This is a genomic window from Streptomyces sp. NPDC003032 (genome assembly GCF_053591415.1).
In genome coordinates, this window is the sequence record NZ_JBSFTT010000005.1 from 209,463 (window position 1) to 222,808 (window position 13,346).

General features: G+C 71.9%; 14 protein-coding genes and 1 pseudogene. 6 read left to right on the forward strand and 9 right to left on the reverse strand.

The genetic code is table 11. The features are described from left to right. Positions 1-8 precede the first annotated feature (8 nt). The 4 genes and pseudogenes from ACWDZ7_RS09615 to ACWDZ7_RS09630 form a co-directional block, all read right to left on the reverse strand. A pseudogene (locus tag ACWDZ7_RS09615) lies at positions 9-578 on the reverse strand (DinB family protein); the annotation flags it as partial. Positions 579-665: 87 nt separating this feature from the next. Then, the gene (locus ACWDZ7_RS09620; protein WP_451796116.1) at positions 666-1,040 is read right to left on the reverse strand and encodes a hypothetical protein; all 375 of its coding nucleotides are present in this window, start codon (positions 1,038-1,040) and stop codon (positions 666-668) included. Positions 1,041-1,203: 163 nt separating this feature from the next. Beyond that, positions 1,204-1,395 carry a CsbD family protein gene (locus ACWDZ7_RS09625; protein ID WP_451796117.1) on the reverse strand — a complete coding sequence of 64 codons (192 nt, stop codon included), beginning with the start codon at positions 1,393-1,395 and terminating at the stop codon, positions 1,204-1,206. A gap of 76 nt (positions 1,396-1,471) precedes the next feature. Further along, positions 1,472-1,870 (reverse strand): STAS domain-containing protein, encoded by a 399-nt coding sequence (locus ACWDZ7_RS09630; protein ID WP_451796118.1) that lies wholly within the window; start codon positions 1,868-1,870, stop codon positions 1,472-1,474. A gap of 329 nt (positions 1,871-2,199) precedes the next feature. Here ACWDZ7_RS09630 and ACWDZ7_RS09635 point away from each other — a divergent pair, with 329 nt between their 5' ends. Next, positions 2,200-3,276: an NUDIX domain-containing protein gene (locus tag ACWDZ7_RS09635; protein WP_451796119.1), complete on the forward strand. Its 1,077-nt coding sequence runs from the start codon at positions 2,200-2,202 to the stop codon at positions 3,274-3,276. Here the strand turns inward: ACWDZ7_RS09635 and ACWDZ7_RS09640 are convergent, their stop codons facing one another. Continuing rightward, positions 3,277-4,632 (reverse strand): M20/M25/M40 family metallo-hydrolase, encoded by a 1,356-nt coding sequence (locus ACWDZ7_RS09640; RefSeq protein WP_451796120.1) that lies wholly within the window; start codon positions 4,630-4,632, stop codon positions 3,277-3,279. It abuts the gene before it with no gap. Positions 4,633-4,767: 135 nt separating this feature from the next. Between ACWDZ7_RS09640 and ACWDZ7_RS09645 the strand changes: the two genes are divergently transcribed. The 4 genes from ACWDZ7_RS09645 (at position 4,768) to ACWDZ7_RS09660 (ending at position 8,862) form a co-directional block, all read left to right on the forward strand. Beyond that, on the forward strand, positions 4,768-5,970 hold the full coding sequence (locus ACWDZ7_RS09645) for a geranylgeranyl reductase family protein (protein WP_451796121.1): 1,203 nt from the start codon (positions 4,768-4,770) through the stop codon (positions 5,968-5,970). Between the two features lie 43 nt (positions 5,971-6,013). Then, positions 6,014-6,856, forward strand: coding sequence for an EamA family transporter (locus tag ACWDZ7_RS09650; protein WP_451796122.1), 843 nt, complete (start codon positions 6,014-6,016; stop codon positions 6,854-6,856). 102 nt (positions 6,857-6,958) lie between these two features. Then, the gene (locus tag ACWDZ7_RS09655) at positions 6,959-8,200 is read left to right on the forward strand and encodes a sensor histidine kinase (protein ID WP_451796123.1); all 1,242 of its coding nucleotides are present in this window, start codon (positions 6,959-6,961) and stop codon (positions 8,198-8,200) included. Then, positions 8,197-8,862 (forward strand): response regulator, encoded by a 666-nt coding sequence (locus tag ACWDZ7_RS09660; RefSeq protein WP_451796124.1) that lies wholly within the window; start codon positions 8,197-8,199, stop codon positions 8,860-8,862. Before ACWDZ7_RS09655 ends, ACWDZ7_RS09660 begins: the two co-directional genes overlap by 4 nt. Here ACWDZ7_RS09660 and ACWDZ7_RS09665 read toward each other — a convergent pair. Continuing rightward, complete coding sequence (locus tag ACWDZ7_RS09665; RefSeq protein ID WP_451796125.1) at positions 8,823-9,128, reverse strand: DUF6332 family protein; 306 nt, start codon at positions 9,126-9,128, stop codon at positions 8,823-8,825. The genes ACWDZ7_RS09660 and ACWDZ7_RS09665 overlap by 40 nt on opposite strands. 100 nt (positions 9,129-9,228) lie before the next feature. Beyond that, positions 9,229-10,719, reverse strand: a complete 1,491-nt coding sequence (locus ACWDZ7_RS09670; protein WP_451796126.1) for an MFS transporter — start codon at positions 10,717-10,719, stop codon at positions 9,229-9,231. Positions 10,720-10,808: 89 nt separating this feature from the next. On the opposite strand from ACWDZ7_RS09670, the gene ACWDZ7_RS09675 reads away from it, so the two are divergent. After that, on the forward strand, positions 10,809-11,201 hold the full coding sequence (locus tag ACWDZ7_RS09675) for a MarR family winged helix-turn-helix transcriptional regulator (RefSeq protein ID WP_451796127.1): 393 nt from the start codon (positions 10,809-10,811) through the stop codon (positions 11,199-11,201). Positions 11,202-11,280: 79 nt separating this feature from the next. Here the strand turns inward: ACWDZ7_RS09675 and ACWDZ7_RS09680 are convergent, their stop codons facing one another. After that, positions 11,281-12,024, reverse strand: a complete 744-nt coding sequence (locus ACWDZ7_RS09680; protein ID WP_451796128.1) for a maleylpyruvate isomerase family mycothiol-dependent enzyme — start codon at positions 12,022-12,024, stop codon at positions 11,281-11,283. A 51-nt stretch (positions 12,025-12,075) separates the two neighbouring features. Continuing rightward, positions 12,076-13,326: an MFS transporter gene (locus ACWDZ7_RS09685; RefSeq protein WP_451796129.1), complete on the reverse strand. Its 1,251-nt coding sequence runs from the start codon at positions 13,324-13,326 to the stop codon at positions 12,076-12,078. Between the last annotated feature and the right edge of the window lie 20 nt (positions 13,327-13,346).

The following is a 13,346-nucleotide window of genomic DNA, read 5'->3' on the forward strand; positions in this document are numbered from 1 at the left end:
TCAGGATTCGCCTGTCGGGCGGCCTGTTCGATCGTCGCGCGCCGGGCCGCCCAGAACGCGGCGTCGCCCTGCGTGTTTCCGTACGCGGCTGCCGTACCTGTGGAGCCGTCGAGCTGCTCGCGCAGGATGTCGGCGTGCCCGGCATGCCGGCCGGTCTCGGTGAGCATGTGGACCAGGATGTTGAACAGCTTCACGTCAGGCCGCGGCCACCAGGGCACATGGCCGGGCGAGTCGATGGCGAGGGCGTCGATCGTCGCGTCGGAGTGCTTCCAGACGCGACGGTAGCGGTCGACGATCTCCTCGCGCGTCTCGTGCTCGGTCGCCCAACTGTCGGCGCCGCGTCCGGCGGCGTCGTCCCACCGGGGCAGGGGCTCGGGGAACGGCCGGCCGAAGACCTCGCCGAAGTATCTGGACTCCCAGAACGACAGGTGCTTGACCAGCCCGAGCAGGTTCGTTCCGGTCATGGTCAGGGGACGGCGGATGTCATATTCGGCCAACCCGTCGAGCTTCCACAGCATCGTCTCGCGGATCTCACGCAAGTCGCTGTGCAGATACTCTTTCGCGAATTCATCGATCATGAACCGTGAGCCTGCCAGGCGCCGTCGACGGGCTCAAGCAGCACGGACCCCCCGCCCCATCGCTGGGCGGGGGCACTCGGACGTACGTCAGTTCAGCGGGGCGCTCACCATTCCGTGGAACTGGATCCGGGGCCAACCGCGGGACTCGACCAGCTTGTTGATGGCCTCCGCGATGTCCAGTGCCGTGATGGCCTTCCCCGACGGCGCGTACTCGATGTCCAGGCTGAACTTCACCGTCATCGACGCGTCGACGTCGCCGATGCTGCTGTGACCCCTGAACTCGGTCCCCGGCCCCCACTCGATCGCTGAGGCCTGCTCCGCGTCGGCCGCCTGGGCGACAGGCGCCTGGGCGACGGGCGCCTGGCTCTCGGCGGCCTGCGCCGAGCCTGTCGACGCGATGACGGCGCCGGCCGCGGCCGAACCCGAATAACCCAACACAGCACGTCTGGAAACTCCGGACATGGTCCCCTCCTTCATGGCAACGGCCTCCCCCCTGGAGGCCGTTGGTGATCGTATGCGCGAAAGCGCCGCCATGGGGAGATTTACCGATCACGGCGTCGCCGACAACGGCCGTGCCCCCCGCCCAGGGCGAGGGGCACGGCAGGCCGCAAGGCCGGGGACCTTTCTAGGAATGGTCCCGCTTCATCGAGTCCTTCATGCCTTTGGCCTTGTCGCGGGCGGAGTCCATGGCCTTCTTGGCGCCGCCCTTGGCCTGGTCGGTTCGGCCTTCCGCGGTGCGACGATCGTCGCCGGAGATCTTGCCGCCCATCTCCTTGGCCTTGCCCTTCATCTTGTCCATGCTGCCCTTGCCAGCCATGGCTGCTCCTCTGCCTTCTGTCTTTCGCCGGGGGCTTACCCGGCCAACGTAAGACGACGGGGCGCGGCGCGCTCGCTCAAGCGTCGCGCTGCGTGACATCGCCGAGGGCGGCTAACGCCGCTCCCACCGTCGGCGCGGGGGAGAGGGTCCCGGTGAGGTTCGTGAGGCGCAGCATGCGCAGGGTCAGCGGGTGTGCGCAGACGATGCAGAGCAGGCCCCCTCTGCCGCTCACCCGCCGATGGGCCCGCATCAGCAGGGAGATGCCGGAGCAGTCGAAGAAGCCGACCTGGCTCAGGTCGACGACCATGATGGGTTCCGGCCCCGACGCCACCGCGTCGAACAACGGGACCATCCGCTGATAGGTCACGAGGTCGATCTCGCCATGCAGTTCGACCACGATCGCGTGGTCGAGCCCGTACACGCGTGGTAGGACGAAGTCCTCGCACGCGTCTTCACTCAGTTCGTCCTGCTGCATCAATCCCCCCAGCGCCGACGCCGATCTCCCGCGGGGAGCGGCGCACCGGAATGCCACCTCTTCAGGGCACCGGGGACTGGGGCGCCTGAAGGGTCACGCTAGCGGGGGCCGACGCGCTCTGGAGTGCGGGAACGATTCACAAAAACCGAGCTCCACGCGAACGGGTGAAAATCAAGGGAACCGCTTGACGGGATCTTGGGTGGGGCGTGCTCCTCATTCATCGGCATCCACCAGCATGCATCGGCATCCGTCCGCATCCATCAGCGCCTGGTTTCCATGACAGGGTGTTGCGGGCAAGCCACAGGGGGCCAACGGCAGAGGGGGGAACCGTGATCGTCTGGATCAACGGCGCGTTCGGTGCGGGCAAGACCAGCGCCGCACGGGAACTGATCGAGCTGATCCCGAACAGCACACTCTTCGACCCGGAAGTCATCGGCGGCGCACTGCCCTGTCTGTTGCCGCCCAAGCGGCTCGCCGAGGTGAGCGACTACCAGGACCTGCCGGTCTGGCGCCGCCTCGTCGTCGACACGGCGGCCGCGCTCCTCGCCGAGGTCGGCGGCGTCCTCGTGGTGCCGATGACACTGCTGCGCCAGGAGTACCGCGACGAGATCTTCGGCGGCCTCGCCTCGCGCAGGATTTCCGTACGTCACATCCTGCTCGCCCCGGACGAAACGATCCTGCGCGAGCGGATAACCGGCCGCGAGGTGCCGCCGGACCTGCCCGACGGCGACCTGCGCCTGCGCCAGTGGGCGCTCGACCACATCGAGCCGTACCGCGCCGCCCTCGCCGGCTGGCTCGGCGCCGACGCCCACCGCGTCGACACCAGCGCGCTGACTCCGTACGAAACCGCCGTACACCTCGCCGACGCGGTACGCACCGGCGCCGCGTCCGTCTGCGACATCGTGCAGACGCCCGAGCCCACCGCGGAGACCCTCGCCGCCGGGGTGCTGCTCTTCGACGAACAGGAACGGGTGCTGCTCGTCGACCCCACGTACAAGGCGGGCTGGGAGTTCCCCGGCGGCGTCGTCGAACCCGGCGAGGCCCCCGCGCGCGCGGGCGTGCGCGAGGTCGCCGAGGAGACCGGCATCCAGCTCTCCGCCGGCCTCCGTCTGCTGGTCGCCGACTGGGAGCCACCGAAACCGCCCGGCTACGGAGGAATGCGGTTCCTCTTCGACGGCGGCCGGCTCGACAGCACAGAGGCCGGCCGCATGCTGCTGCCCGGCCCCGAACTGCGCGACTGGCGCTTCGTCACCGAACGGGAAGCCGCCGATCTGCTGCCCTCGGTGCGCTACGAACGGCTGCGCTGGGCGCTGCGGGCACGCGAGCGCGGCGCCGCGCTCTACCTGGAGGCGGGCGTCCCCATCGACGGACAGCCGTCCGACACGAACCGGTCCGACCGCCGTTGATCAGCTCGCCGCGTACTTCCGCAGGAACAGCGCCTCGGCGACCGAGAGCCGCTCCAGCTCCTCGGGCGACACGCTCTCGTTGACCGCGTGGATCTGCGCCTCGGGTTCGCTCAGGCCGATCAGCAGGATCTCCGCGCGCGGGTAGAGCGCCGCGAGGGTGTTGCACAGCGGGATCGAGCCGCCGTGGCCCGCGTACTGCATCTCCTCGCCCGGGTAGGCCTCGCCCATCGCCTCGGCCATCGCCGCGTACGCCGGGCTTGTGGTGTCCGCGCGGAACGCCTGGCCCTGACCGATCTGCTCCGTGTGCACCCGCGCGCCCCACGGGGTGTGCGCCTCCAGATGCGCCTGGAGCAGCTTCGTGGCCTCCGTGGCGTCCACGCCCGGCGGCACCCGCAGGCTGATCAGCGCCCGCGCGCCCGCCTGCACGGAGGGCGTCGCGCCGACCACCGGCGGGCAGTCGATACCGAGGACGGTGACGGCGGGACGCGCCCAGACCCGGTCGGCGACCGTGCCCTCGCCGATCAGCTGTACACCGTCGAGGACCTTGGCGTCCTTGCAGAAGGTGTCCTCTTCGTACTGAAGTCCGTCCCAGACGGCGTCGCCAGGCAGACCGTCGACCGTCGTCGAGCCGTCCTCGGCGCGCAGCGAGTCGAGCACGCGCACCAGCGCCGCGAGCGCGTCCGGGGCGGCGCCGCCGAACTGCCCCGAGTGCAGGTTCCCCTCAAGGGTGTCGACACTGACGCGTACGAGGGTCATGCCACGGAGCGTCGCCGTCACCGTCGGCAGGCCGACCCGGAAGTTGCCCGCGTCGCCGATGACGATCGTGTCGGCCGCGAGCAGCTCGGGGTGGCCCTCCGCGTACCGCTCCAGGCCGCCCGTGCCCTGCTCCTCCGAGCCCTCGGCTATCAGCTTCACGTTCACCGGGACGCCGCCGTTCGCCTTCAGGGCGCGCAGCGCGAGCAGGTGCATGATGACGCCGCCCTTGCAGTCGGCGCTGCCCCGGCCGTACCAGCGGCCGTCCCGCTCGGTCAGCTCGAAGGGCGGGGTGGTCCACGCGGCCTCGTCCAGCGGCGGCTGCACGTCGTAGTGCGCGTACAGCAGGACGGTCGGCGCGCCCTCGGGGCCCGGCAGGAAGCCGTACACCGACTGCGTCCCGTCCGGGGTGTCGAGCAGCGCGACGTCCTGGAAGCCCTCGGCGCGCAGCGCGTCCGCCACCCAGTTCGCGGCGGCCTCGCTCTCGCTCCTCGGGAACTGCTCGAAGTCCGCCACCGACTTGAAGGCCACCAGTTCGGTGAGCTCCGCCTTCGCCTTCGGCATGAGCGAGGCGACGGTCTCGGCGATCGGATTCGGCGACATGGGCACGCTCCTCGTAGGTGCGACGTTGTACATGTGGGTGCATGCGATCCTCCCACAGGAGGGGCCCGGAGGGCTCCGCCGTAGGATGCCTGGGGAAAGCGCGGCCAACAGCGGGATCAGGAGCGGTAGACCAACGTGAGCAGCGAGAACTCAGCGGACGACGCCCGGTACGTGTGGGACGTCGTCGTGGTCGGGGCCGGCCCCGCGGGGGCCTCGGCGGCCTATGCGGCAGCCGTCGCGGGACGCAGCGTGCTGCTCCTGGAGAAAGCCGAACTGCCTCGCTACAAGACGTGTGGCGGCGGCATCATCGGTCCCACGCGCGATGCCCTGCCGCCCGGCTTCGAGCTGCCGTTGCGGGACCGGGTGCACGCGGTGACGTTCACGCTGGACGGCAAGTTCACGCGCACCCGCCGCAGTCGGCAGACGCTCTTCGGGCTGATCAACCGACCCGAGTTCGACCAGCAGCTCGTCGAGCACGCGCAGAAGGCGGGCGCCGAGCTGCGCACCGGCGTCACCGTCGCGCGCGTGGAGCAGCACGGCCCCGAGGTGCCCGACCGGCGGACCGTCGCCGTGGTGCTCCAGGGCGGTGAGAGCGTCCTCGCCCGCGCCGTGGTCGGCGCCGACGGCAGCGCCAGCCGCATAGGGGCGCATGTCGGGGTCAAGCTAGACCAGGTCGACCTCGGCCTGGAGGCGGAGATCCCGGTGCCGGCGACCGTCGCCGAGGACTGGGCGGGGCGGGTCCTCATCGACTGGGGCCCCATGCCGGGCAGTTACGGCTGGGTCTTCCCCAAGGGAGACACGCTCACCGTCGGCGTGATCTCCGCGCGCGGCGAAGGCGCCGCCACCAAGCGGTACTTGGAGGACTTCATCGCCCGGCTCGGCCTCGCGGGCTTCGAGCCCGGCATCTCCTCGGGGCACCTCACCCGCTGCCGCAGCGACGACTCGCCGCTGTCCCGTGGCCGGGTGCTGGTGTGCGGCGACGCGGCGGGCCTCCTCGAACCGTGGACCCGCGAGGGCATCTCCTTCGCGCTGCGCTCCGGGCGGCTCGCGGGGGAGTGGGCGGTGCGGATCGCGGAGTCGCACGACGCGGTGGACGCCCGCCGCCAGGCCCTGAACTACGCCTTCGCCATCAAGGCGGGCCTCGGCGTGGAGATGAGCGTGGGCCGCCGCATGCTCCAGATCTTCGAACGCCGCCCCGGCGTACTGCACGCGGCGATCACGGGCTTCCGCCCCGCGTGGAACGCCTTCGCGAAGATCACCCGAGGCTCGACGACGCTGGCGGAACTGGTCCGCACGCATCCCCTGGCGGGGCGGGCGCTCAGCGCGATAGACCGCTAGGCGGCCGTTGGGTCACGAGTGATCTGCGGGGCACCTGCAAGGGATGGGTGCTCTTTTCGCGTTGGCCTCCGCGGGCTGCTACGGCGTCGTCGACTTCGCCGGGGGGCTGCTGTCCCGTCGCGTGCACTTCGCCGTGGTCACTTTTCTCGGGCAGGTCGGCGGGCTGGTTCTCGCTCTGGCCGTGGCTCTTGCCGTTCCCGCGGAAGAGGTTCGGGCCGTGGACATGGCGTGGGGCGCCGTCTCCGGTGTCGGGAGCGCCGCCGCCATGCACTTCCTGAACCGTGGGCTCAGCCGTGGCGCCATGAGCGTGGTCGTACCGGTGAGCGCCGTCACGGGCGTGGCGCTCTCCGTGCTGTGCGGCGTGATGTTCCTCGGCGACCGGCCCACCGCGCTGTCCTGGCTCGGCATCTGCGTCACCGTGCCCGCGCTCTGGCTCGTCTCCGCCGGGGGCGCCGGTTCCGCCGGCGGGAAGGCGTCCGAGCGGTTGCCGGTGGACGGTCTGATCGCCAGCGTGGGAGTGGCCGTGCAGTACATCGGCCTCGCCCAGGCCGACCCGGCGGGCGGCGTGTGGCCCGTCGCCGCCGGGCGCCTCGCGGCGGTCGCGCTGCTGCTGCCGGGCGCCTGCCGGATCACGGCCGAGTTCCACCAGCCCCTGAAGCTGTCCGGTCTGGCCCTGCTGATCGGCGCGGGGGCCGCCCTCGGTCTCATCCTCTACTTCTGGGCCACCCAGCAGCAGATGCTGGCCGTCGCCGTCGTCCTCGCCTCCCTGTACCCGGCCGTCCCGACGGCCCTGGGGCTCGCGGTGCTGGGCGAGAGGGTGACGCGGGCGCAGGTGACCGGCCTGGTGGGCGCGGCCGCGGCCGTCGTCCTGCTCACCCTGGGTTGAGCGGTTGAGCGGTTGAGCCGACGCGCGTACTCCCGCGGGAGTACGCGTGACCGCCACGCCTGGCGGACGCCCGCCGGACCACGCGCGGTCTAGCGTGACGTCATGGACGAGCGGCGCGAACGCGGGCCCGGTGGCCCGCCCTGGTGGAACCCGGCGACGCGGGACGGGAGGACAGGACACCGGCTGCCCTGGCTGACGACGCTCGCGCTCACCGCGTTCGTACAGGTCGGTTCCGGCTTCGCAGGGCACGGCCAGCTCGACCGCGAGCCACTCGACCCCTTCGCCAGGACGCTGCTCCTCCTGGCCACGGCCGCGCTCCTGCCGCGCCACCGCTGTCCGGTCACCGTGGCGTACACCACCGCCGGGGTGACGCTGGTCTACATCGGCGCCGGATATCCGTACGGACCGGTCCTCCTCGCCGTCGCCGTGGCCTGCTTCGCCGCAGTCGTCGCGGGGCACCGGCGTGCCGCATGGGGCGCCGTCGGCGCGCTGTGGGCCGGGCATCTGCTCATCGCGCACTGGCTCTACCGGTGGCTGCCGCCCGGCGGTGACGGGGCGCGCCCCTGGAGCGAGGAGGCCGTGGCCGCCGTCTGGGTCGTCGCGATCCTCGCCGTCTCCGAGCTCGGCCGCGTACGCCGTGAACAGTGGGCCAAGGAGCGTGCCGAGCGCGCGCAGGCAGCCAAGCGGCGCGCGGACGAGGAACGCCTGCGGATGGCGCGCGAACTGCACGATGTCCTCGCCCACAGCATCTCCGTCATCAACGTCCAGGCCGGCATGGGCCTCGCCCTCCTCGACTCCGACCCCGAACAGGCCCGCACCGCCCTGACCACCATCAAGGCCGCAAGCAAGGAGGCGCTGGGCGAGGTGCGCCACGTCCTGGACACCCTGCGAGCCCCCGGCGAGGCGCCCCGCGCCCCCGCCCCCGGGCTCGACCGGCTCCCCGAACTCGTCGAGCAGGCCCGGAGTACGGGGCTGACCGTCGACGTCACCACAGAGGGTGCCCGCGCGAAGCTGCCGCCGGGCACGGACCTCGCCGCGTTCCGCATCGTCCAGGAGGCGCTGACGAACGTCGTACGCCACTCCGGCTCGCGCCACGCGCGCGTGCTGGTGCGCAACGACGAGGCGGCGCTCACCCTGCGCGTCGACGACGACGGGCCGGCCACCGGCGCCGACGCGGGCGGCAGCGGCAACGGACTTGCCGGGATGCGGGAGCGCGCCGCCGCCCTGGGTGGCACGATCGAGGCGGGCCCGCGCACGGACGGCGGCTTCCGCGTGACGGCCGTACTGCCCCTGGCGGCGGGCCGGGACCGCAAGGCCCGCACGGCACCCCGGGAGGACCAGTGATCCGCGTACTGCTCGCCGACGACCAGTCCCTGGTCAGGGCGGGCTTCAAGGCGCTCCTCGACGCCCAGCCGGACATCGAGGTCGCCGGGGAGGCCGCGGACGGCGAGGAAGCGGTGCGGCTGGTGCGCGAACTGCGCCCCGACGTCGTCCTCATGGACATCCGCATGCCACGGCTGGACGGCCTCGCCGCGACCCGCCGGATCACGGAGCAGCCGGAGTCGGGCGGCGTGAAGGTGGTCATGCTCACCACCTTCGAACTCGACGAGTACGTCTTCGAGGCGATCCGCGCCGGAGCCTCCGGCTTCCTCGTCAAGGACACCGAACCGGACGAACTGGTGCGCGCGCTCAGGGCGGTGGTCGAGGGCGACGCGCTGCTCTCGCCGGGCGTGACCCGCCGGCTCATCGCCGAGTTCGCGGCCCGTTCCAAGGAGCCGACCGCCGCCGACGCCCTCGCCGGACTCACCGAGCGGGAGCGGGAGGTGATGGCGCTCGTCGGCATCGGCCTCTCGAACGAGGAGATCGCCCGCCGTCTGGTCGTCAGCCCGCTCACCGCCAAGACGCACGTGAGCCGGACGATGGTGAAGCTGGGCGCCCGCGACCGAGCCCAACTGGTCGTACTCGCCTATGAGTCGGGCCTGGTCCGCCCCGGCTGGCTGGGCTGAACCGCCCCCCGCCCGCGGCTGTGGAACCTCCACAGCACGGTGGCCACCCGCACGGCGAACGCCGCCGCGCCGAGTGCGGGCCCCACCACCCGGAGCGCGCTCGCGACGGCGCGCGGCGGGTCGAACGCCAGGAGAGGGCCGGCGGTCACCACACCGATCACGGCGAGGGCCACGACGGCCCCGCTGACGAGCGCGTACCCGATCTCGATCGTGATCGCGTCCCGCTCGGCCGCCGAACGCCGCCTCGTATACCCCGTTTCCGCCATGCCTGGAAGTGTCACAGCCAGGTGCCCCGCGGGCAAGGAGCAGGGTGCCCGGCGGGCAGTGGTCCGCCGCCGGGCACCTGGCTCACACCTTCGGGACGGATCAGTCGCGGACGGCCACACGCTCCCGGTCGGCGTCCGACTGAGGCACCGACTTCGTGATGACGACCGTCTCCGGCGTACGCCGTGTCCGCACCCCGGTGAGCGTGATGAGGAGCCCGGCGACCGCGATGACGGTCACCACGATCAGGCCCGGCCGGAAGCTGTCCAGGACGGCCTGCGGCGAGGAGTCACCGGCGTGGGACGACGCGGTGACCACGGCCGTGACGATCGCGAGGAAGATCGCGCCGCCCACCTGGATCGAGGTGTTGAGCAGCCCGGAGACCATGCCCTGCTCGTCGTCGTCCACGCCGTTGGTGGCCTGGATGTTGAGCGAGGGGAAGACCAGGGCGCACGCCAGGCCGAGCAGGATCATGGACGGCAGGACCACGGCCGCGTACGCCGGAGTGAGGCTGATCCGCAGGAACAGTACGTACGAGGCGACGAGCAGGACGAACCCGGCCACGATGACGCGTGGCGTGCCGAACCGGTCGATCACCGAGCCGACCTTCGTCGACGACAGCGCGACCAGCGCGCCCGCGGGCAGGAAGGCGAGCGCGGTCTCCAGCGCGGACCAGCCGAGCAGCGACTGGAAGTACTGCGTGGCGAGGAACTGGAAGGACACGTAGCCGCCGAAGAACGTCATCGCGCCGAGCTGCGCCCGCAGCTGCGGTCCGGAGCGCAGGACGCCGAGACGGACCAGCGGGCTGGCGGAGCGCAGCTCGATGCGTATGAAGACGGCGAGCAGGAGGGCGGCGACGAGGAACGACAGGAGCGTGCGGGCCGACGCCCAGCCGACTTCGGGGGCCTCCACGACGGTGAAGACGAGCAGCAGCATCGCGGCCGTGCCGGTGACGGCGCCGGGAATGTCGTAACCGCCCTTGTTCTGCTCGCGGGCGCTGCGCGGGATCAGCTTGATGCCGGCGACCAGCGCGAGCAGTGCGATGGGCGCGGGCAGCAGCATGGTCAGGCGCCAGCTTGCCTCGGTGAGCAGGCCGGAGAGGACCAGGCCCATGGAGAAGCCGGTGGCGGCGCAGGTGGTGTAGATGGTGAGCGCGCGGTTGCGGACCGGGCCCTCGGCGAACGTGGTGGTGATGATGGACAGGCCCGCCGGCGCGGTGAACGCGGCGCTCAGGCCCTTGATGAAGCGGCTGGCGATCAGCAGCGGCCCCGAGTCGACGAAGCCGCCGAGCAGCGAGGCGAGCGCGAAGACGGCGAGCGCGATGAGGAAGACCCGGCGGCGGCCGAGGAGGTCGGCGGCGCGTCCGCCGAGGAGCAGCAGCCCTCCGTAGCCGAGGATGTAGCCGCTGACGACCCACTGGAGGGTCGAGGTGGAGAGGTTCAGTTCGGAGCCGATGGAGGGCAGGGCGACGCCGACCATCGATACGTCGAGCGCGTCGAGGAACATCGCGGCGCAGAGCACCAGCAGAGTGCCCCACAGGCGCGGGGTCCAGCGCTCCGGGGACGCGGAGACAGCTGTGAGCGGAGAAGTCATGCGGAGTAAGGTACATGCAGATGCATTGAGTGCAAGTGCATTTAATTACGATGCAACAAACGGGGCGTTCTCTGCTAACGTGCGATGTCATGGCGGCGAAAACGGCCGAGCAGGGGCTCGTGGATCAATGGCGGGACATCCTCGCGGTACATGCGCGCACACTGTGCGAACTCGACCGTGAGCTGCATCCGCACGGCCTGGGAGCGAGCGACTTCGAGGTCCTCGACGTGCTGGCCGAGGGCCCGTCGGACGACGGCGGCTGCGCGTTCCGCGTGCAGGAGATCTCGGCGCGGATCCATCTGAGCCAGAGCGCTCTCTCCCGCCTCATCGGCCGCCTGGAGAAGGACGGACTCGTGGAGCGCGGCATGTGCAGCGAGGACCGGCGGGGGGTGCGGGTCTCCCTCACCGACAAGGGGCGCGAACTGCACCATGAGGTGCGGCCTTTGCAGCGGGCGGTCCTCAGGCGGATGCTCGCCGACTGAACGGGCATCCAGCCGGCTGAACGGGCGCCTGGCCGACCGAGCGGGCACCTATGGAGACACCTGGCTCCGGCGCCTGCCGTCAGCGCATGACGATGGCCGACTTCTCCCGCCACAGCGCCGCGAGCAAGCGGTCGCCGCTCACCTCGGGGAACGGCAGCCGGTTCCACAGCGCCAGGTAGAGATGGGCCGCGGGCCCGGACACCTCGCAGTCGGCGGGAGCCGTCGCGCCGCGCTCCGCGACCGGCGGCGCCTCGGAAAGACGTACGGTCCAGCTCCGCTCGTCGGGCGCGTCCGTGGCCCGCACCCGCAGCACGCGCGGTACGTCGGTGCGCACCTGGCTCTTCTCGCGCGCGTGGAAGCCGAGCAGCAGTTCCTCGATCCCGTCCACGGCGAAGTCGGCGCCCACCGGTGACGGCGTGCCCCCGCGCGCGGACTCGGCGTCGACCCGGTGGACGGTCGTCTCGTTCGCCTGCCGCCGCGCCCAGAAGGCCAGCGGCGAAGGGGCGGGCAGGAACGCCCAGCACTCGACGTCGGGCGGCGCGGTGGTGAGCGTGTCGACCAGCGCGGCGTGCCCCTCACGGAACCAGTCGAGGAGTGCCGCGCCGTCCAGGTCCGGCAGCTCCCCGCCGAGCCGGAACTCGGTGCGCCGCTCGGCGATGAACGCCGCCGCCCAGCGATGCACCATCCCTGTGTGCCGCAGCAGGTCCCGCACCTCCCAGACCGGGCAGGTGGGCACCTTGGCGTCGGGTCCTGCCTCCTCGGCGGCCCGGGCCAGCAACCGCCCCTCGTCGCTGACTACTTGTATGTGCCGGGAAATGTCCATGCGGGGATTGTGTCGGATGGAGCGCGCGCGAACGGAAGCCTCCGGTAGATGTCAGACCGTTTCCGTAGACGGCTCGCGCTCCGTGCGCCGGGTCGCGAAGCCGACGCACGCGGCGACCCCGGCCAGCACGGCCACGCTCGTCAGGGCGGTGGGCAGGGAGTACCAGTCCGCCATGAACCCGATGAGGGGCGGCCCGACGAGCATGCCGCCGTAGCCGAGCGTCGACGCGGCGGCGACTCCGCCCGGACCGGCCAGCGCACCCGCGCGTTCGACCGCCACGGGAAAGATGTTGGCGAGCCCCAGCCCGGTGACGGCGAAGCCCGCCAGGGCGAGGCCCGCGGAGGGCGCGAGCGCGCCGAGCAGCATCCCGGCGCACGCGAGGGCGCCGCCGCCGACCACCGTGCGGGTGCGGCCGAGCCGTTCCAGGAGCGTGGTGCCGAGGAGGCGGCCGATGGTCATCGCGAAGGCGAAGCACGAGTAGCCGGCGGCGGCGATGCCCGGATGGGCGTGGAGGTCCTGCTCCAGATGCAGCGGGCCCCAGTCGGCGATGGCGCCCTCGCCGTACGCCGTGCACAGCGCGATGAGCCCGAAGACGAGGACCAGGCCACGGGTGCGGCGGTCCATGCGGCGCGGAGTGCCGCCCTCCGGCGCGGTGGACGGGCCCTTGGGGCGGGCGGAGGAGTGCGCCCGGATGCGGTCCGAAGCCCCGTGCCGCAGCAGCGCGGGCGCGGTCGCCGCGGTGACCGCGAGGCCGAGGACGGTGATGCCGAGCAGATGAGGCGTGGGGGACAGGTGCCCCGCGACCAGGCCGCCGAGCCCGGAGCCGAGCATGCCGCCGAGGCTGAACGCCGCGTGGAAGCTGGGCATCACGGGCCGCCGCAGCACGTTCACGAGGTCGACGGCGGCGCTGTTCATCGCCACGCTGATGCCGCCGTACGCGGCTCCGAAGAACAGCAGGACGAGCCCGAGCACGAGGACCGAATCCGTCAGCGGCGGCAGCGCGACGCTCAGGGGAAGCAGCACTCCGCACGCGACTGTCACAGGGAGGCTGCCGTAACGCCCGCACAGCCGTCCGGTCAGTGTCATCGTGACGACCGCACCGGCGGACACGGCGAGCAGCGCGAGGCCCAGCTGGCTCGCCGACGCGCCGGTCTGCTCCTTGATGGCGGGGACGCGGACGACCCAGCCGGCGAAGACGAAGCCGTCGAGGGCGAAGAAGACGGTGACCGCCACGCGCAGGCGGCGGAGGTCGGGGGCGGTGGGCCGCGGCGCTGCGGTCCCGGGTTTGTTTAGTAGCGGCACAAAGTCAGAGTAGGGGTGCG